General features: G+C 73.0%; 19 protein-coding genes and 2 pseudogenes. 14 read left to right on the top strand and 7 right to left on the bottom strand.

All coding sequences use genetic code 11. The annotated features are described in order from the left end of the window. Nucleotides 1-43: 43 nt before the first annotated feature. Nucleotides 44-649: an MBL fold metallo-hydrolase gene (locus AB0K00_RS54930; RefSeq protein ID WP_363539172.1), complete on the bottom strand. Its 606-nt coding sequence runs from the start codon at nucleotides 647-649 to the stop codon at nucleotides 44-46. A gap of 58 nt (nucleotides 650-707) precedes the next feature. Here AB0K00_RS54930 and AB0K00_RS54925 point away from each other — a divergent pair, with 58 nt between their 5' ends. The 8 genes from AB0K00_RS54925 to AB0K00_RS54890 all read left to right on the top strand — a co-directional run bounded on the left by AB0K00_RS54925 (nucleotide 708) and on the right by AB0K00_RS54890 (nucleotide 8,160). After that, nucleotides 708-1,349 (top strand): TetR family transcriptional regulator, encoded by a 642-nt coding sequence (locus AB0K00_RS54925; RefSeq protein WP_363539170.1) that lies wholly within the window; start codon nucleotides 708-710, stop codon nucleotides 1,347-1,349. Nucleotides 1,350-1,398: 49 nt separating this feature from the next. Beyond that, nucleotides 1,399-2,190, top strand: a complete 792-nt coding sequence (locus tag AB0K00_RS54920; protein ID WP_363539168.1) for a methyltransferase domain-containing protein — start codon at nucleotides 1,399-1,401, stop codon at nucleotides 2,188-2,190. Nucleotides 2,191-2,337: 147 nt separating this feature from the next. Further along, a complete protein-coding gene (locus tag AB0K00_RS54915; protein WP_363539166.1) occupies nucleotides 2,338-3,510 on the top strand; it encodes a monooxygenase in 1,173 nt (390 codons plus the stop codon). A gap of 6 nt (nucleotides 3,511-3,516) precedes the next feature. After that, a complete protein-coding gene (locus tag AB0K00_RS54910) occupies nucleotides 3,517-4,140 on the top strand; it encodes a TOPRIM nucleotidyl transferase/hydrolase domain-containing protein (protein ID WP_363539164.1) in 624 nt (207 codons plus the stop codon). Between the two features lie 116 nt (nucleotides 4,141-4,256). Next, a complete protein-coding gene (locus tag AB0K00_RS54905; RefSeq protein WP_363539162.1) occupies nucleotides 4,257-4,799 on the top strand; it encodes a SigE family RNA polymerase sigma factor in 543 nt (180 codons plus the stop codon). After that, nucleotides 4,796-6,094 (top strand): sialidase family protein, encoded by a 1,299-nt coding sequence (locus AB0K00_RS54900; protein WP_363539160.1) that lies wholly within the window; start codon nucleotides 4,796-4,798, stop codon nucleotides 6,092-6,094. The genes AB0K00_RS54905 and AB0K00_RS54900 overlap by 4 nt, the downstream gene beginning before the upstream one ends. Nucleotides 6,095-6,171: 77 nt before the next feature. After that, the gene (locus AB0K00_RS54895; protein ID WP_363539158.1) at nucleotides 6,172-7,131 is read left to right on the top strand and encodes a LacI family DNA-binding transcriptional regulator; all 960 of its coding nucleotides are present in this window, start codon (nucleotides 6,172-6,174) and stop codon (nucleotides 7,129-7,131) included. Nucleotides 7,132-7,254: 123 nt separating this feature from the next. Then, a complete protein-coding gene (locus tag AB0K00_RS54890) occupies nucleotides 7,255-8,160 on the top strand; it encodes a hypothetical protein (RefSeq protein ID WP_363539156.1) in 906 nt (301 codons plus the stop codon). Here the strand turns inward: AB0K00_RS54890 and AB0K00_RS54885 are convergent. Then, a complete protein-coding gene (locus AB0K00_RS54885; protein ID WP_363539154.1) occupies nucleotides 8,106-8,414 on the bottom strand; it encodes a hypothetical protein in 309 nt (102 codons plus the stop codon). The two genes, AB0K00_RS54890 and AB0K00_RS54885, sit on opposite strands and share 55 nt — an antisense overlap. Nucleotides 8,415-8,516: 102 nt before the next feature. On the opposite strand from AB0K00_RS54885, the gene AB0K00_RS54880 reads away from it, so the two are divergent. After that, nucleotides 8,517-8,642 carry a hypothetical protein gene (locus AB0K00_RS54880; protein WP_363539152.1) on the top strand — a complete coding sequence of 42 codons (126 nt, stop codon included), beginning with the start codon at nucleotides 8,517-8,519 and terminating at the stop codon, nucleotides 8,640-8,642. Nucleotides 8,643-8,658: 16 nt separating this feature from the next. Here the strand turns inward: AB0K00_RS54880 and AB0K00_RS54875 are convergent, their stop codons facing one another. Beyond that, the gene (locus AB0K00_RS54875) at nucleotides 8,659-10,860 is read right to left on the bottom strand and encodes an Hsp70 family protein (protein ID WP_363539150.1); all 2,202 of its coding nucleotides are present in this window, start codon (nucleotides 10,858-10,860) and stop codon (nucleotides 8,659-8,661) included. A 110-nt stretch (nucleotides 10,861-10,970) separates the two neighbouring features. Here AB0K00_RS54875 and AB0K00_RS54870 point away from each other — a divergent pair, with 110 nt between their 5' ends. Further along, a complete protein-coding gene (locus tag AB0K00_RS54870) occupies nucleotides 10,971-11,978 on the top strand; it encodes a hypothetical protein (protein ID WP_363539148.1) in 1,008 nt (335 codons plus the stop codon). Nucleotides 11,979-11,991: 13 nt separating this feature from the next. Here AB0K00_RS54870 and AB0K00_RS54865 read toward each other — a convergent pair. Continuing rightward, a pseudogene (locus AB0K00_RS54865) lies at nucleotides 11,992-12,726 on the bottom strand (methyltransferase domain-containing protein); the annotation flags it as partial. A 244-nt stretch (nucleotides 12,727-12,970) separates the two neighbouring features. Between AB0K00_RS54865 and AB0K00_RS54860 the strand changes: the two are divergent. Beyond that, nucleotides 12,971-14,395, top strand: coding sequence for a TIR domain-containing protein (locus AB0K00_RS54860; protein ID WP_363539146.1), 1,425 nt, complete (start codon nucleotides 12,971-12,973; stop codon nucleotides 14,393-14,395). An 11-nt stretch (nucleotides 14,396-14,406) separates the two neighbouring features. Here AB0K00_RS54860 and AB0K00_RS54855 read toward each other — a convergent pair whose 3' ends face one another. The 3 genes from AB0K00_RS54855 to AB0K00_RS54845 are packed head-to-tail and all read right to left on the bottom strand — an operon-like array spanning nucleotide 14,407 to nucleotide 16,234. Then, nucleotides 14,407-14,817 carry an arsenate reductase ArsC gene (locus AB0K00_RS54855; RefSeq protein ID WP_363539144.1) on the bottom strand — a complete coding sequence of 137 codons (411 nt, stop codon included), beginning with the start codon at nucleotides 14,815-14,817 and terminating at the stop codon, nucleotides 14,407-14,409. Continuing rightward, nucleotides 14,814-15,563 carry an MIP/aquaporin family protein gene (locus AB0K00_RS54850; RefSeq protein WP_363539142.1) on the bottom strand — a complete coding sequence of 250 codons (750 nt, stop codon included), beginning with the start codon at nucleotides 15,561-15,563 and terminating at the stop codon, nucleotides 14,814-14,816. Before AB0K00_RS54850 ends, AB0K00_RS54855 begins: the two co-directional genes overlap by 4 nt. After that, nucleotides 15,560-16,234 (bottom strand): helix-turn-helix domain-containing protein, encoded by a 675-nt coding sequence (locus tag AB0K00_RS54845; RefSeq protein ID WP_363539140.1) that lies wholly within the window; start codon nucleotides 16,232-16,234, stop codon nucleotides 15,560-15,562. Before AB0K00_RS54845 ends, AB0K00_RS54850 begins: the two co-directional genes overlap by 4 nt. Before the next feature lie 92 nt (nucleotides 16,235-16,326). Between AB0K00_RS54845 and AB0K00_RS54840 the strand changes: the two genes are divergently transcribed. The 3 genes and pseudogenes from AB0K00_RS54840 to AB0K00_RS54830 all read left to right on the top strand — a co-directional run. After that, nucleotides 16,327-17,088: a PIG-L family deacetylase gene (locus AB0K00_RS54840; RefSeq protein WP_363539138.1), complete on the top strand. Its 762-nt coding sequence runs from the start codon at nucleotides 16,327-16,329 to the stop codon at nucleotides 17,086-17,088. A 131-nt stretch (nucleotides 17,089-17,219) separates the two neighbouring features. Beyond that, nucleotides 17,220-17,435, top strand: a complete 216-nt coding sequence (locus tag AB0K00_RS54835) for a hypothetical protein (RefSeq protein WP_363539136.1) — start codon at nucleotides 17,220-17,222, stop codon at nucleotides 17,433-17,435. Further along, nucleotides 17,432-17,634, top strand: a pseudogene (locus AB0K00_RS54830) (hypothetical protein); the annotation flags it as partial. The gene AB0K00_RS54835 and the pseudogene AB0K00_RS54830, both read left to right, overlap by 4 nt.

Here is a 17,634-nt window from a genome sequence, read left to right as displayed (position 1 = left end):
AGCCGTGGTCGGGCTGCTGGAGGGGCTCAAGATGGTGTGCACGCTACGGGCGGTCGAGGAGTTCGTGCAGGGCCTGCGGGTCGGTCGGGGCGCCGTGGGACGGGTACAGGGTGGCGAAGGTGAGCCGGCTCGCCTTGTGCAGCGAGCGCTCGGCCTCGGTGGCGTCGGCGGTGAACGCGGCCGGTGCGCGCACGAGGCGGCCGCCCTGGGTGCCGGCCAGGTCGCCGATGAGCAGCGCGGCGTTGTCCGTGGCGAGGAGGCTCAGGTGGCCGGCGGTGTGTCCCGGGGTGGCCACGACGCGAAGGCCCCGGATCGTCGTGCCGTCCTCCGCGGGTTTCGCCGCGACGGGGAACGTGTCCCCGCTGCCGGCCCACACGGTGGCGCCGGGTGCCAGGGTCAGCACCTCGGGCAGGCCGCCGGTGTGGTCGGGATGGTGGTGGGTGAGGACCACGTCGGTCACGTCGCCCCAGCCGGCGCCGATGGCGGTGAGCTGCCCGGTGATCGACGGCACGGTGTGCTCCAGGCCGGTGTCGACGAGGGTCAGCCCGGTGGCGTGCGGGATCAGGAAGCACCGCACGTCGAAGTCCATCGGGTCGGGTCCGGCGACGCCGGCGGGCAGGTGGATCTCGGTGATCACCGTGTGGATCATGGTACGCTCCGAATCAATGCCACTACCGATGTATTCGTTACACTGAAGGTAACGCAAAATGAGTGAGCCCGGCAAGCGGTCCTACCGTTCCGACCTGCGTGCGGCGCAGGCCCGGCGCACCCGCGGCCAGATCGTCGCGGCGGCGGCGGAGCTGTTCGTCGGCAACGGGTATGCGGCGACCACGATCGACGCGATCGCGGCGGCCGCCGGGGTCAGCCGCAAGACCGTGTTCACGTCGGTGGGCGGCAAGGCGGAGCTGCTCAAGCTCGCATACGACCAGGCGACCGCCGGTGACGACGAACCGGTCCCGCTGCGCGAACGGCCGGTGGTCAAGGCGCTGGAGGCGGAGCCCGACGCGGCCCGGATGCTCGCCGGGTTCGCGGCGATGGTCACCGGGATCCAGGGGCGCATCGCGACGCTGCACGTGACGCTGGCCGGCGCGGCCGAGTCCGACCCGGAGGCCCGCACGCTGTTCGAGCACCTCGAGGGGCAACGGCTCGCGGCCATGCACCGACCGGCCACCCTGCTGTCGCGCCGGGACGCGTTGCGCGCCGGGCTCACCACCTCGATGGCCGCCGACATCCTGTGGCTGCACAACGATCCGGCGCTGTATCACCGGTTGGTCCACAAGCGACAGTGGACGCCCGCCCAGTTCCAGGACTGGCTGGCGCACGCCCTGCAGACCCAGCTGCTGCAGTGAGCCGACCGGCAGCGATCCGGCGCCGCGTCGGCCTGCGAGGATGGGGTACGTGGCTGACGACGGTGGGTACCTCCTCGACAACCGGCAGGCGGAGGCGGGCACCCGCTTCGACGCCCTTTCGGCGCTGTTCAACCCCTCCACGTTCCGGCACATCGACGCGCTGGGTATCGCGGCGGGGTGGCGCTGCTGGGAGGTCGGTGCGGGCGGCCCGAGCGTGCCGGCCTGGCTCGCCGGGCGGGCAGGGCCGTCGGGGTACGTCCTGGCCACCGACATCGACGTGACGTGGATGGCCGGCGGCACGGCGTACCACATCCGCCGCCATGACGTGGGCGCCGAAGCGCCGCCGGGGGACGGGTTCGACCTGGTGCACGCGAGGCTGGTCCTCGTGCACGTCCCGCAGCGCGCCGCGGCGCTGGCCGCCATGGTCTCGGCGGTGCGGCCCGGCGGGTGGTTGCTGGTGGAGGAGGCCGATCCGGCGCTGCAGCCGCTCGTCTGCCCGGACGAGCCGGGTCCGGCGCAGCGGCTGGCCAACAAGCTCAAGCGCGACTTCCGTACGCTGATGGCGGATCGTGGCGTCGACCTGGCCTACGGGCGGACGCTGCCGCGGCTGCTGCGCGGCGCGGAGCTGGTGGACGTGGAGGCCGACGCGTGCTTCCCGATCACCGGGGCCGCCTGCGCCGTGCTGGAACAGGCGACCGTGCGGCAGATCCGCGACCGGCTGACCGCGGCCGGCCTGGCCACCGACGAGGAGATCGACGAGCACCTCGGCAACGTCGAGGCCGGGCGGCTCGACCTCGCCACCTCGCCGATGATCTCGGCGTGGGGCCGGAAGCCCGGCTGAGCTCGGTCTCCGCGTGGGGCGGAAGCCCGGCTGGACCGAATTTTCGCGCATTAGGCACGATTAGGGGGAGTCCCGGATGTACCGGTCGGCGGGTGCGAGCATCATCGATGTCTGCCGCGCACCGGGCATGGCTACGGGGAGGTAGTGATGAAGCAGCTGCTGCGGGTGACCGCCGCGCTCACGGCGGTCGTCCTGGTCGCGTCCTGCGGGAAGGGGTCCGACGACCCGCAACCGGCGGCCACGTCACCGGCCGGCACGTCACCGGCAGGCTCGCACGCCGGGCACTTCTCCGCGCCGCCGGCGGCGCCGCTGCGGGCGGGGGAGCACTTCCAGAACCTGTCGATGCCGGCGCTGTACACGCCGAAGGCCCCCAACGGCGGCACCGACGAGTACCGCTGCTTCCTGATCGACCCGAAACTCACCAGCCAGGCGTACCTGACCGGCAGCCAGTTCCTGCCGCAGAACGCCGACATCGTGCACCACGCGATCTTCTTCCGGATCGGCCCCGGCTCCGCCGACGCGGCCCGCAAGCTCGACGCCGGCACGCCCGGCGACGGCTGGACGTGCTTCGGCGACTCGGGCGTCAACGGTGACACCTGGGTCGCGTCGTGGGCGCCCGGCGCCAACGAGACGCTCCTCGCGCCGAACCTCGGCTACCCGATGCCGCCGGGCAGCCTGATGGTGATGCAGATCCACTACAACCTGCTGGCCACCGGCGGCAAGGCCGGCGGCGCGGACCAGTCGGCCATCCGGCTGCGGCTCAACGACAGCACCACGGGAATGACGCCGCTGCAGACGTCGCTGCTGCCGGCGCCGATCGAGCTGCCGTGCACGGCGAGCGAGTCGGGGCCGCTGTGCGACCGCGACGCCGCGATCGCCGACGTGACCAAGCGCTTCGGCGCGGACGTCGGGGAGCAGGAGGCGCAGCTGGTGAAGCTCTGCAGCCGCGGCCAGCCGGTCGCCGGGCCGACGCAGCACTGCGACCAGCCCGTGCGGCGGGCGGCCACGGTGTACGCGGTGGCCGGGCACATGCACCTGCTGGGCCGCGCCATCACGATCGAGCTCAACCCCGGCACCCCGGGCGCGCGGCTGCTGCTGGACGTCCCCAGGTACAACTTCGACGACCAGGCGATCCACCCGCTGGCCGAACCCGTCGCGCTGAAGGCCGGCGACAAGCTGCGGGTCACCTGCACCCACGACGCGACGCTGCGCAGCCAGCTGCCGCAGTTGCAGGGGACCGCGCCCCGGTACGTGGTCTGGGGCGACGGCACCAGCGACGAGATGTGCCTCGGGCTGGTCATCATGGCCGACGGCGCCTGAGCCGCCGTGGCTGCCGGCGACCGCGGTGAGCTTGCCCGCCGGGCGCTCGACGGATACGTGAGTGGCCCGGACGCCACGTTCCGGGCCACGGCGCGCGCCCTGGCGAAGGTCGACGACGCCGCGACGCTGGTGCTCGTCGAGGGCATCAGCGACCAGATCGCGGTGGAGACGGCCGCCGCCGGCCGCGGCCGCGACCTGGAAGCGGAACGGGTGGTGGTCGTGCCGATCGGCGGGGCGCACGCGATCGGCCGGTTCCTGGCGACCCTGACCCCGGCGGAGGGCCGGCGCCTCGCCGGGCTGTGCGACCTGCGGGAGGCGCACCTGTTCCAGCGTGAACTGCAGGACGGCCTCGGGGTGTACGTCTGCGTCGACGACCTGGAGGACGAGCTGATCCGGGCGGTGGGCACCGCGGCGGTCGAGGCGCTGTTCGACTCGCAGGGCGACCTCGGCTCGCTGCATTCCCTGCAGCACCAGCCCGCGTGGCGGGACCGGGAACTCCAGGCGCAGCTGCGACGGTTCCTGGGCAGCGGCGCGCGCCGCAAGCTGCGCTACGGGCGGCTGCTGGTCGAGGCGGCGCTCGCCCGGGACGTCCTGCCACGCCCGCTCGACGCGCTGCTCGCCGCGGTCTGAGGCCCGCCCGGCGAAGCCGCCGCCTGACGCCGGCCCGGCTCGCCCGGCGAAGATTCTGCGCCGGCGTGTAAACCGGGTGCGCGGTCGCTGTGCACCTAACCGGCAAGGAGGCGATTGTGCCGGGCGATTCGTTCGAGGATCAGCAGCAGTTCAGCGAGTACTACGCGGCGCGGCGCGAGGTGGTGCGACGCACCGCGTACCTGCTGTGCGGGGACTGGCACTGGGCCGACGACCTGACCCAGGTCGCGTTCATGCGGCTGGCCGTGAGCTGGCGCAAGGTGAGGGACCGCGGCGCACTGGACGCCTTCGTCCGGACGTGTCTCATGCGGGCGTACCTGTCCGAGACGCGCCGGGCGTGGCGGCGCAGGGAGCATTCGCACGCCGACGTCCCGGACACCCGGGCTGGACCGGACGCGGTGGAACAGTCGGCGGCGCGGTCGGCGTTCACGGCCGCGCTGGGCCAGCTGCCGCCGCGGCAGCGGGCGGTGCTCGTGTGGCGGTACTACCACGACCTCGACGTGGCAGCGACCGCTGAGGCGATGGGGTGTTCGGAGGGAACGGTGAAGAGCCACGCGGCGCGCGGGCTCACCCGGTTGAAGCAGCTGCTCGGCGACGATCTGGAGCTTCGGTCGGCCGAGATGGTGGAGAGGTGCCCGTGACTTCCTTGCGTGAACGGTTCGACGACGCCCTGGAGAGCCCGACGCCACCGAACCTGGCCAGCGGCGAAGAGGTGTACGCGACGGCGTGGCGCCGCCGGCGGATCCGCACCCGGGTGGCCGCCGCGGTCGCGGCCGGCTGCACCGCGGCGGTCGCGGCCGCGCTGCTCGTCACGTCAGGCGGGCACGACCGCGGCATGCCCACGCCGGCGGACGGAGGCCCCGAGTCGGCGGCCCCGTCAGCGGCCCAGTCGGTGACCCCCTCGGCGACCGGGAACGAGCGGCCGTACTTCAGCGACGGCCTGGTGGAGGAGGCAGTGGCGACGGACCTCAACCACCTGTACGCGCTGCAGCTGCGCTGCCCCACCGCGGACCAGAACTCCTGCAAGAGCGTGCTGTTCGGCTCCGACGACGGCGGGCAGACCTGGACGCAGCGGAAGTCGGGCAGCCCGTATCAGCTGCGGGTGCTGGCGCCGGGCGTGCTCGGCGGCCTGGCCATGACCGGTCCCACCAGCGCCGTGGCACGCTTCAGCAGCGACGGCGGCCGCAACTGGAAGGACGTCAAGCTCGCGGCGGGCACCATGGCCGCGGTACCGGCAGGCGGCTGGCCCACGTGCCGCGAGGGCAGCAACGGCACCACGCAATGCGCGGTGTACGGGGTGAACGCCCAGACCGGAGCGGAGCAGAAGCTGGCGACCCAGCCGCCGGCGCTCATCCCGACGGGCGTCGAGCCGACACCGGCGAACACCGGGCTGTGGGTGTCCGGATACGTCCAGCAGAGCAACCGCACCGGCGTCTCCGTCAGCCGCGACGGCGGCCGGACCTGGTCGACGCACGTGTTCGGCAAGGACGAGCCGGACTACCCGCAGGACATCAACAACCAGCAGGTGCGCATCGCGACCGTGGACGGCACCACCGCCTACGCCGTGGTCTCCGTCGTCACGAACAACGGCCAGAACCGGCTGCTGGTCTACCGCACCGGCGACGGCGGGCAGACGTGGCAACGGGCCGACCCCGGGCGCACCCTGCCGTGGCTGCAGCACGGCGACTCCTCGTTCGTCGCCGCGGACGGGACCCACCTGGTGCAGACGGTGGTCAGCAACCCGGGCGCCTGGTACGCCGGGACCACCGGTGCCTACACGAAGCCGGCGCCGGTGACCGGCCTGGACGGCATCGACGACCTGCGGCAGCCGGTCCAGACCGTTGCGGCCGGCGCGTACCTCCTCTACGACAGGTCGGCGGTGTACGTGTCACCGGACGGGCTGCACTGGACCCGGCACCCTGTGCAACCGTCCTGAGCAGGCCGGGGCGGGTTCGCCGGACCCGCCCCGGCAATCGCCTTGCCACGCCGGTGGAGCCGGATACGGTTGCAGTCATGGAGCACCAGCGTCCCAAACTCGCCGACGTGGCCCACGCGGCGGGCGTGTCCCGGGCCACCGCGTCGCGGGCCATGAACGGCCTGCCCGGGACCACGGACGCGGTGCGCCGGCGGGTCCGCGACGCCGCGGCACAGCTCGGCTTCCAGCCGCACGCCGCGGCCCGCGCGCTGGCAACCGGCCGGATCACCGCGAGCCACGTCGAGCGCATCGAGATCCTCATCGTCGACCCCGATCCCGACGCGCTGAGCGTCAAGCCGTACTACGGGCGCGTGCTGACCGGTGCCATGCGTGCGCTGCACGACCAGGACGTCTCCCTGCAGGTCAGGCGGGTCGCCACGCCACCGGCCGGCGACGACGACCCGCCGTTCGGGCAGGTCCTCATCAACATGCCCGTCGCCGCCGCGGCCCGGGTGCGCCGCACCCGCACGATCGCCCTGGGCGAGACGGCGCCCGGCATCCCGTTCGTCGCCCCCGACAACGACGGCGGCGGCCACCAGGCGGCGGAGCATCTCGTGACCACCGGCCGCCGCCGCATCGGCGCGGTCTTCGGCCCGCCCACGCCCTGCGCCCTGGAACGCAAGGCCGGGTTCCTGCGCGTGATGGCCGGCGCCGCCCAGCCCGTCGCGTCGATCGACGGAGACTTCACCCGGGCCCGGGCGTACGCCGCCGCGCAGGAACTGCTGGCCCGCGAGCCGCGACTGGACGCGGTGTTCGCGGCATGCGACGTGTCCGCGATGGGGGTCCTGCAGGCGCTGCGCGAGGCGGGCCGGCGGGTCGCGCACGACGTCGCCGTGGTCAGCTTCGACGGCAGCGCCCTGGCCGAGGCCGCGGACCTGTCGTCGGTCTACATGCCGGTCGAGGAGGAGGCCGCGTCGGCGATCCGCCGCCTGCTCGACCCGGCCCTGCCGGCACCGGGCCGCCTGCCGACCACACTGACCGTCCGCGGCTCAAGCTGACCGCACCGGCGCCGACTCGGAATGGCGGGACCTGTGGGAGGACGCCGGCTGCTACGACGACGCCGTCGCCACCCTGGAGCCCATCCGCACCACGCTGGCACAGGCCGCCGCCCGCCGTAGCCCTTGACCGTCCGCAGCCGGGACTATGCTGCGCCGGGCCCACGCGAACACCACAGCCGCCAGGAGCGCGCCATCGACGAATCCGGCACCATCACGCTCTGGCGGTCCACCGGGCAGGCCGAACTCGACCGTGTCGCGGCGTCCGCGTGGCGGGAGTGGCCGCCGCGCCGGCCGGACCAGCCGACCTTCTCCGCGGTGCTGCACCGTGAGCACGCCACGACGATCGTCCGCGAGCGGCACGTGCCCGCCGGCGGTGTGGGCTATGTGACGCGGTTCGAGGTGCAACGGGCATACCTGGGCCGGTACGAGCTGCAGCACGTCGCCGGCCTCGACGCGCCGCAGTACCGGATCCCCGCCGGCGACCTGGCCGACCTCAACGCGCACATCGTCGGCGCGATCATGGAGGAGGCCGACTACCGCGGTCCCGTCGACGACCAGGAGTTCACCGACGCGCACGACGCCCTCGGCCGGGCGTTGCCGGCCGCGTGGCGGACCTACCTGCGGGGTGCGTCGTGGTTCCGGCGCGGCTGGCTGCCGAACGGTGCTTACGTGTGGCTCAACACGCCACGCGAGATGCTCGGCCTGCACGACGCGTGGGACGAGAGCACCGTGGCGCACCCCGGGATCGCGATCATCGGCAACGACGGCTCACGTGAGCAGATCGTGCTCGACCTGCGCCGAGACCCCGCACCGGTGCTGATGGTGGACATCACCAGTGCTGATGGTGGACATCACCAGCACCGGGTGGGAGACCGCGACCCGCCTCGCCGGCGACGTTGCCGAGCTGATCGACAGCATCGAGGCGGGCACCTTCGAGTTCGCCTTCGGCGACGTGTGACAGCCGGCGAGATGGGTCAGCGGGTGTCGACCCAGACGTTGACGATCGTGTGGTACGCGCAGTTGGTGTAGGACGGGGTACCCACTGGGGCCCATGGTCCTTGGCAGATGATGGCGCCGGCACCGGGCATGAAATGCTGCTGCAGCATGTTGACCCGGTGTTCTCCGGTACCGCCGGTGCACAGGCTCTGCGCCCAGTTCGAGCCGTAGGTGACGGTGCAGTTCGTCGGAGCGGCCGACGCCCCTGACGCGGTGCCGACCAGTGTCCCCGCCGTGAGTAGTGCGCTGAGGGTGATCGTGGTAGCGAAGCGTTTCCTGGTGCTCATGCCCACCTCGTCCTCTGTGCGTGAGAAACACTTAAGACTATTTACAGTTGTGACTGGACTGTAGCGGCAGGAAAGAGCGACGTCCATACTCATCCGCGCCGATTGGTCTACCAGCGGCAGTTCGGGACGCAGGAACCCGGCCGGTCCGGCGACGACCTGGACGCGGCCCTGGAGATGCTGGACTGGTTGCGCGACGCGGCGGTGGAGCCCGGCGCCGCCCTCCCCTGAGCGCCGGACACCGTGCCTACCCGGTCGCGCTGTACGTGAAGTTCGAGAAGGACGCGGTGGCGCCGACGTTGCGCCAGGTCGTCATGAGGCTGACGTAGGCGCTCGTCGTGCTGGCGGTCGCCGCCGTGATGGTCTCGCTCCCGCCGACGTTGTTGCTGACGGTCACCGTCACCGCCGACGTGGTGACGGTGACGAGCACCGAGTAGGCCGGGCCTGACCCCTGGTCCGGGCCCGGCGTGAGCTGGCGGGTCTGGTTGCCGGTTCCGGCGTCGTTGACGATCCGGACGAACTCGACCCAGCCGTCGCCGCAGACGTTGAAGTAGTCGTACGTGTGGCCGTCGGGCGCGCTGTGCACCGCGAGACCGCCGCAGCCGTTGCGGTTGCCGTTGCGTCCGGGGGCGGACAGCCCGCCGATCGTGAACGCGACCGTGAACGCGCCGGGGAGCTGCCGGTCGCGCAGCGACATCCGCAGCTCGGCGTAGGACTGCGTGTAGGCAATGTCCCACCCCACCTGCTTGCTCACCGTCGTGGCCGCCGCCGAGCACGTGACGGAGGCCCGCACCGCGGTCCACACCACGCGCTCGTCGCTCTCCTCGCATCCAGGAGCGCTGCGCCGCACCGAGTCCAGGCTCGCCTGGGTGGCGGCCGGCTGGCTGCCGCCGGTGGGGGAACCGTCGCCGCTCGGGTCCCGGCCGGTGCCGTTGTCCCACGGCCGGCCGATGAGCAGCGCGGCGACGACGGCGAGCGCCGCGACGCCGGCGGCCGCGGCCACGACCACACGGCGTCGCCGCCTCGGGCCGGTGACGGGCTCCGGCGCGGTCTGCGCCGCGCTGGGCGACGGCGTGGTGGCCTGGGCCTGCGGCTCGGCCGGCGGGGTGACTGCTGGCGGCGGCGCCGCTGCGGTGGCTGGATCGCGCGTCGGCTCCGTCATTGGTACGACCGGTGCCGGCTCAGCCGGAGTCGCCGGTGGTGGCACCGTCTGGGCGGTCGCCAGCGCCTCGCTCGCCGGCGTCGGCAGCGGCCTCGATGTCACCGCGGACGGCACTGCGGGCGGCGTTGCGGACGGTACGGCGGGCGGTGCGGCGACCACGGGCGTGGACGGTGTGGCGACCACGGGCGCGGGCGGTGGCGGCGGTTCGAGCCGGTCCTGCTGATCGACGAGGAACAGGCTGCCGTGCGCCACGACGAGCTCCGGCTGCTCCATGACTGTCGGCGCAAGGCGCAGCGTCCGGTGCAGCAGGGTCGCCACGAGCGGGATGCGGCTGGAGCCGCCGACGAGCAGTACACCCCCGATCGCCTCGCGGCTCACTCCGGCGGCGCGCAGGGTGGCGATCGTCAGCGCGACCGTCCGCTCCAGATGCGGCCGGGCGGCGGCGTCGAACTCCTCGCGGGTGATGTGCAGCGTCACGTCGACGACCGGCACGTGCACCTCGGCCCGGGTGTGCCTGGTCAGCTGCTCCTTGGCCGACCGCGCGTCCGCCCACAGGCTGCGCCGGGCCCGATGATCGGCCGCGCTCTGCGGCCAGTCCAGCCGTCCCCACGCCACCGGGTCCGCGGACAGCGACCGCAGATGGTCCACGACGACGGCGTCGAGGTCGTTGCCGCCGATGTCGGTCAGCCCGTCCGCGGCGAGCACCTCCACCCCGTCGGCACCGCGCCGCACGACGCTGACGTCGAAGGTGCCGGCGCCGAAGTCGTACACGACCAGGCATTGGCGCTGCCCAAGGTCATGGCCCAGCACGCCGTCGAAGTACGTCGCGGCCGCCACCGGCTCGCGCACGAACCCGACCCCGGCCAGCCCCGCCGCGTCCGCCGCGGCGGCCAGGACGGCGAGCCGCGCCCGGCTCCAGCCGGCGGGGTAGGTGAGCACGACGCCGGCCGGGTCGGTGCCCGCGACCCGGCACGCCTCGTCCGCCACCCGGCGCAGGACCGCCGCGATCAGCCCGTGCACGGCACGTTCGCGCCCGCCGAGCCATGTCGTGGCGTCGTCGATGCGCTGCTTCGGGTTGGGTTCATACCCGGCCGGGCTGCCCGCGGCGGCGCGCACGGCGTCGGCGCCGGTGAGCACCGGCCCGTCATCGTCGGCGAAGACACCCGAGGGCAGCAGCGGGGACGCGTCGAACAGCAGCGGCGTGACGGTGCCGTCGCCGCGCCTGAGAAATGCGACGGTGCTGGACGTCCCGAAGTCGATGCCCAGCCACGCCCCCGACAAGGTCATGCGAAGCACTGTACGGTCCGCGGCCAACCATTCCTTGCCGGCCGCGCGGCGGCACATCGGTCCGCACGCGACGTATCCATCGGCGCCGATTGTCTTTAGGCTGGGTGCCCATGGACGGTCGGTTCCCTCGCCACGCCATGGTGCTGTCGTTGCTGGTGTCGGCGGCGGCCGCGGTGCTGGCCGTGGCGCTGGGCGCGTTGATGGTGTCGCAGTGGTACTCCCGCTCGGACCGGGCCGACACCGAGGTGGTCGGCCGCCCGAGTCCCATCTCGTCCATCGGCTCCGACGGATGGACCAGTTACGTCTCGGCGGTCGAAGTCGTCTGGACCGACGCCGACGACGAGGTGCACATCGTCAGGTTCGACGTGCCGGACGGCAGCGACTGGTCGTCGCGGGAGGAGTTCAGGCTCCGGTACGACCCGGCGAACCCCGACGTGGACGCCTTTCCCGCGGGTGACGACGCGCGACTCGTCACGGGCGTCCACCCGCCGTGGTGGGGGCTGTTCCTGGTCCTGCCGTTCCTGCTGTTCGCCGGGGCCGCCGCCGCGGCGTGGCGGGTCCGCGTCCGGCGCGCCCACGCGGCGGCGGCCGGCCCACCGTCGCGGTGGCGGGTGGTCCCACTCGTCTGGACCGGAACGGTCGGCGCCACCGGCGGCTCCGTGAACATCGGGGTCGCGACGATGCTGGTGCCGGCCGACGCCGACCCTCCGGAGCCGGGCATCGGGCCGGTGGTGCCGCCGCCGGGGGCGCTGTGGCAGCCGGTGATGTGGAGCCGCGAGGTCGCCGACCTGCGCGCCGGGGACGAGGTCACCGCCCGGATCAGCGAGGGGCGGGCGGGGCGGGCCGTCATCGACACCGACGGCGGCCACCGGATCTGGCCCAGCGGACGGCTCCGCGCCGGCGCCTACCTGCCCCGGCACCGCACCGGCGCGATCCGCCACGCATCCGCGACCTGGCCCAGGCCGAGCGGGTGGTACCTGTTCGCACCGGTGCCCGGGATCCTCTTCGGGATGATCCTGCCGTCCGCCTGGTTCACCGTGCCGCTCGTGGTGGCGTTCTTCTACTGCCTGGTCTTCACCGTGTGGGCCTGGCGCGGCGGCGTCCCCCACGACCTGTGACGCCGCCGTGCGGTCAGGCAATCAGCAGGCGAAGGCCGAGCTCGGCCGCGTCGAGTGAGACGAGGTCGCGGTTGCGCTCGGCCCACCGGCCTGAGGCAAGGTCTGCCCGCAGGTCGCGCACAGCCCGCTGTTCGGCCTCCGGGCCGACTGTGGTCCAGACCGACATCGCGCGGCGCACCCGCTCGTCCAGGTATGCCTCGGGCCGGCGCCAGTAGGCCTCGAAGAGACCGTCGGCGCAGTCCCACGGAATGGGCACCGGCTCCAGGCGGGCGCCGATCGCGTCGGCCAGCTCGGTCACCGAAGGTCGGCCGGCGACGAGGTTGGCGACCTCGGGCAGGTAGTCGCGGCTGAGCCAGAACCGGTGGAGCCACCCCGCGTCGCTGCTGTCGTGCGTGAACACCACCACGCGCCGGGCCACCCGCCGCATCTCGCGCAGCCCGGCGATCGGGTCCGGCCAATGGTGAACGGTGGAGACGGCCATTGCGGCGTCGAAGGACAGGTCCTCGAACGGGAGGCAATCCGCGGCGGCGGCCACGCACGGCGCCGCGCCCGCGGGACGCTGCGCCCGCATGAGCGCCGACGGCTCCACGGCGGTGACGTCGCGGTCGGGCGGCTCGTAGGACCCGGTGCCGGCCCCGACGTTCAACACCGTCTGCGCATCGCCGAGCGCGGCCCAGATCCTTGCGGCGATCCGCGGCTCCGTGCGCCGCGTCGCCGTGTAGCTCCCGCCGATGGTGTCGTACAACTGCCCGCTGGACACGTCGCTGCCTCCCCGACCGTCGCCATCCCACGCCCCGTGCGCGGCAATGTATCGCCGTGATGTATCGCGCCGATACATTGGCAAGTTACGTGTCGACCCGTCGCGGCGCAAGTCCACCTCCGGCGCCACGCACCGCACCGTCCTGGAGGCCCGGCAGAACGTGGCGTGGTCCCGGCGGGTGAGGCGCTGGTTGCGAAAACTCGCCGAATGACCACGTGGGAGAATGGGCTCGATGGATGCCTTGATCGAAAGGTACGGCTGGGAACTCTGGCGGCTCACACCACAACAGCCGCTGCCGGCCTCGGTGCGGGTGTTGGACCGATACACGTTGGACTGGGTCCTCGGCCAGGGCGGCTCGGCGGTCGTGCTCGGTGGAGTCGATGAGGTCCTCGGCCGGCCGGTCGCCTTGAAGATCTGGTCGCCGTCAGGGCGAGGGCAGGTCTCCCACGAGCTGCGGCAGGCGGAGATATTCCGCAATGAGGCGCGAGTCCTCGCCGCGTGCTTCCACCCCAACATCTGCCAGGTCTACGACTTCGGCATGTGGGCTGAAACAGTGCCCTGGCTGGCGCTGGAGCATCTTGGGTCGAGACGGCTGCGCGACATCCTGCGTGCGCCGCGCGGACCAGCCGCGGCGCTCGAGCTGTTTCGGCAGGCTGCCAGCGGGGTCCAGGCATTGCATCAGGCCGGCTTCTCCCGGCTGGACATCAAGCCGGAAAACATGGTGGTCGACACGGCGGGCGTCCTGAAAATCGTCGACATCGGCAGTCCGGGGCTGGACAGTCAGGATGAGCCGGATCAGCGGTGGTCGATCGGGACGCCTGGATACGTGGCGCCGGAGGTTTTCGACCCCGATGCGGACCGTATGGCTCCTGGGGTGCCGGCAGACCTGTTCTCGCTGGGTATCGTTCTGCTTGAGCTGCTCACGGACGTAAACCCGCTCACCGTCCGCCCGGAGCTGGCCCGCGAGCTCTACAAAGTCGCTGGGATTCTCAACGAGCTGTGGTTCGTCGACATGACCACGGCGATACGCCCGCCGCCGGGGAAGGGTTCGCGTGATCAGTTGCGGAGCTTCACGCGGCGGTATCGGCAGGCGGTCAGTCCTGCTGTGCTGGCGCCGCACCTGGCGTCGCTGCCGGCCGGTCAGCGGGAGCTCATCGCCGACCTGTTGAGCGTTGATCCGGCGCGCCGGCCGCCGGACGTGGCGGCCGTCCTGGCTCGGCTGGCGGTGAGATCGGAGCCGACCTCGGTCTTCATCTCGCATGCGACGCCGGACAAGGAGCGTTTCGTCCGGCCGCTGGCGGAGCAGTTGCGGGTCCGCGGGTTCAGCGTGTGGCTCGACGAGGTCGACCTGCTGATCGGGCAGCCGATCTGGGAGACCATCGCGCAGGCCGTGGACCAGTCCGACTATGTCGTCGCGGTGCTCTCGCAGCACAGCGAAGGCTCAAGCGGCATGGCCGAGGAACTGCGCTACGCCGCCGACGGCAACCTGCGCCGCGTCAAGATTCTGCCGGTCGTGCTCGACGGGCTGCCTCCCGATCGGTTGCCGCGTCAGCTCCGGAGCCGGAGTTTCCTCCGTGTGGACGCCATGACGGAAACTGCCATCGCGACTGCGGTGGACAGCATTGCCAGGTCGATCGACGAACTCGCTGCGGCATAGGCCGGTCCGGATCAGTCGGGCTGGGTGGCGAGTTCGGTGAGCAGGTGCTCGACCCGGGCCTTGATGGTGTCGCGGATGCGGCGGACGGTGGCGAGGTCCTGCCCGGCGGGGTCGTCGAGGTGCCAGTCGAGGTAGCGCCGGCCGGGGAAGACCGGGCAGATGTCGCCGCAGCCCATCGTGATCAGTACGTCGGAGGCCTCGGCGGTCGCATAGTCGAGCTTGCGTGGGGTGTTGGCGGTGATGTCGATGCCGACCTCCCGCATCGCCTCGACCGCGACCGGGTTGAGCTGGTCGGCGGGGTCACTGCCGGCGGAGCGGACCTCGACGGTGTCGCCGGCGAGGTGGCGCAGCCAACCGGCGGCCATCTGCGAGCGGCCGGCGTTGTGCACGCAGACGAACAGCACGCTGGGCTTGGCACTCATGGGGTTCCTCCATGCCGGCTCGGGACGGCAACGACGGGGCCGGGGTGGCCGGTGGGGTCGGCGCGGCGGGAGGGGTACAGCGCCAGCAGCAGCCCGACCCCGGCCAGCAGCCCGACGAGCTGTGCGGCGACGAAGCCTGGCACCGAGGCGGGGGCGATCCCGGCGAACGTGTCGGTGAACGCCCGGCCGACGGTCACGGCCGGGTTGGCGAAGCTGGTGGAGGACGTGAACCAGTAGGCGCCGCCGATGTACGCGCCGACCGCCGCGGGTGCGACCGGTGCGCGGCCGGACCGGGCGAGGGCGAAGACGAGCAGGACCAGCCCGGCGGTCGCGACGACCTCACCGAGGAGGAGATGCCCCGCCGCCCGGTCCTTGCCCGAGGCGGCGACCGCCGGCAGGTCGAACATCAGGTTTGCCAGGATCGAGCCGCCGATCGCGCCGGCGGTCTGCGCCACGACGTAACCGCCGAGGTCGCGCACCGTCAGGCCGGTGCCGGTGCGGCGGCCCAGGAACCAGTCGGCGGCGGACACGACCGGGTTGAAGTGCGCGCCGGAGACCGGCCCGAACGTGAGAATCAGCGCCGCGAGCGCGAAGGCGGTCGCGACGGAGTTCTCCAGCAGCTGCAACCCGGCGTCGTTCGGCGACAGGGTGGCGGCCATGATGCCGGAGCCGACGACGGCGGTGACGAGCAGCAGCGTGCCGGTGAACTCGGCGAGCAGCCGTCGCCATGGTGCCGGACGGGTCATCGGGCGGGCTCGACGACGGGGGCGAGACGGTCGATGCGGCCGGCGAGCTCGGCGAACGTGGCCTCGAACGCGGCGTCGGTGTCCGCGGGTGCCGGGACCGCCCAGTGCAGCCGGGGCCGGACGCCCTGGGTGAGGTCCTCGTGGGCGTTGTCGCAGACCGCGACGACAAGGTCGGTGTCGTGCACGACGTCGGCGACGTGGGCGGTGCCGGTCGCGTTGATGCGCAGCCCGTGCCGGCGGGCGACGGCCACGGCCCGCGGGTGGACGCGGGCGGCCGGGTGGGTGCCGGCGGACGCGGCGGGGATGCCGGCCCGGTCGGTCCAGATGGCGGCGGCGAGCTGGGAGCGCGCGGAGTTGTGCGTGCACACGAACACCACCCGCGGCACCTGCGCCAGGACGGGTGCGGCGAGCGAGGCCAGTGCGTCCGGCTCGAGGCGCAGGTAGGTGCGCCGCCGGTCGCCCTCGGACCGGACCCGCACGAGGAGCCCGGCGCCGTGCAGGACGTTGACGTGGTGGGCGACGAGGTTGGTGGGCAGGTCGAGCGCGCGGGCGATCTCGCCGGGGGAGGCGTCGCCGAGGACGAGCGTGTCCACGATGGCCAGGCGCGCCGGGTCGCCGAGGGCGGCGTGGATCCGCGCCCGCCGCTCGACGGACGAAAGGTCAGTAGTCATTGACTCAATGATTGCTGAGGTGTTGTGTCCGCGTCAAGCGAACGGCGGGAGTCTGCGGCGGGCGGCAACGAGCGTGCCGCAGGATAGGGGGCATGACAGCTGACACGCCCGCCGTGGCGCATCCGTTGCTGCCGGTCGACGAGGACTGGCAGCGGGGACTCGCCATCGTGGCGCACCCCGATGACCTGGAGTTCGGCGCCGCCGCGGCGATCGCGCGGTGGACGCAGCAAGGCAAAGACGTGGTGTACGTGCTGCTCACCAGCGGTGAGGCCGGCATCGACGGGATCGACCCGGCCGAGGCGGGGCCGCTGCGCGAGCAGGAGCAGCGCGCGTCCGCGGAGATCGTCGGGGTGTCCCAGGTCGAGTTCCTGGGACTGCCGGACGGCGTGCTGGAGTACGGCGTGCCACTGCGCCGCGAGCTGACCCGGGTGATCCGCACCCACCGCCCGGACATCGTGATCACGAACAACTTCCGCGACAGCTGGGACGAGGCCGGCGACGCGCTGAACATGTCGGACCACATCGTCACCGGCCGGGCCGTGCTCGACGCCGCGCGGGACGCGGGCAACCGGTGGGTCTTCCGGGAGCAGATCGACGCGGGCCTGGAGAAGTGGGGCGGCGTGCGGCAGGTGTGGGCCGCGAACTCACCGCGGTCCGCGCACGCGGCCGACACGACCGGTACGTTCGACCTCGGCGTGCGGTCGCTGGAGGCGCACGAGGCCTACCTGCGCGGGCTCGGCGCCGGTGACTTCGACGCCGAGGAGTTCCTGGAGAGCTTCTCCCGCCAGACCGGCACCCGCCTCGGCGTCACCTACGCGGCCGGGTTCGAGGTGTTCAAGCTGCGGCTGCTCTGACGCCGCGGCCCTACGGCGTGGCGGCGTCGACCGTGAGCGGGGCGGCGAGCTGGCGCATGACGCCGGGGCGGGCGCGGTAGGAGACCCAGGTGCCGCGGCAGGGATGCGACGATCGTTGAAGGGGCATGACCATGACCGACGCGCAGACCCGGGGCGGATTCGCCGGCGACCCGGCCGCGGCGCTCACCGTGACCGGCACCGGTTGCTGCGCCACTTCCTCCGTCACCCGGCCCGACGCGGCGCAGCCGTGCTGCGGGGCCGGTGCCGAGGCGACCGGACCGGCGTCCTGCTGCGGCGCGCCGGCGAAGGCCGAGGCGGTCGCCGCCGGCGCGGACTGCTGCGGATGACCGCCCCAGCCGTCCCGCCCCGACCCGCCGCAGGCCGGCCCCAACCGGCTGGCGGCCGGCCCGCACCGGCCGTCGCGCGGCCGCTCGCCGCGCTGCTCGAGGCGGTGTCCGGCGAGCGGATGGCCGCCACGGTCGCCACCCTCGCCGGCGCGCCGTTCAGCGGCCGCCGGGTCGGTTCGGCCGGCGGCGCCGCGGCCCG

It is taken from the genome of Dactylosporangium sp. NPDC049525 (assembly GCF_040676755.1).
Taxonomy (GTDB): domain Bacteria; phylum Actinomycetota; class Actinomycetes; order Mycobacteriales; family Micromonosporaceae; genus Dactylosporangium.
This window is presented reverse-complemented; position numbering and strand designations above follow the sequence as displayed.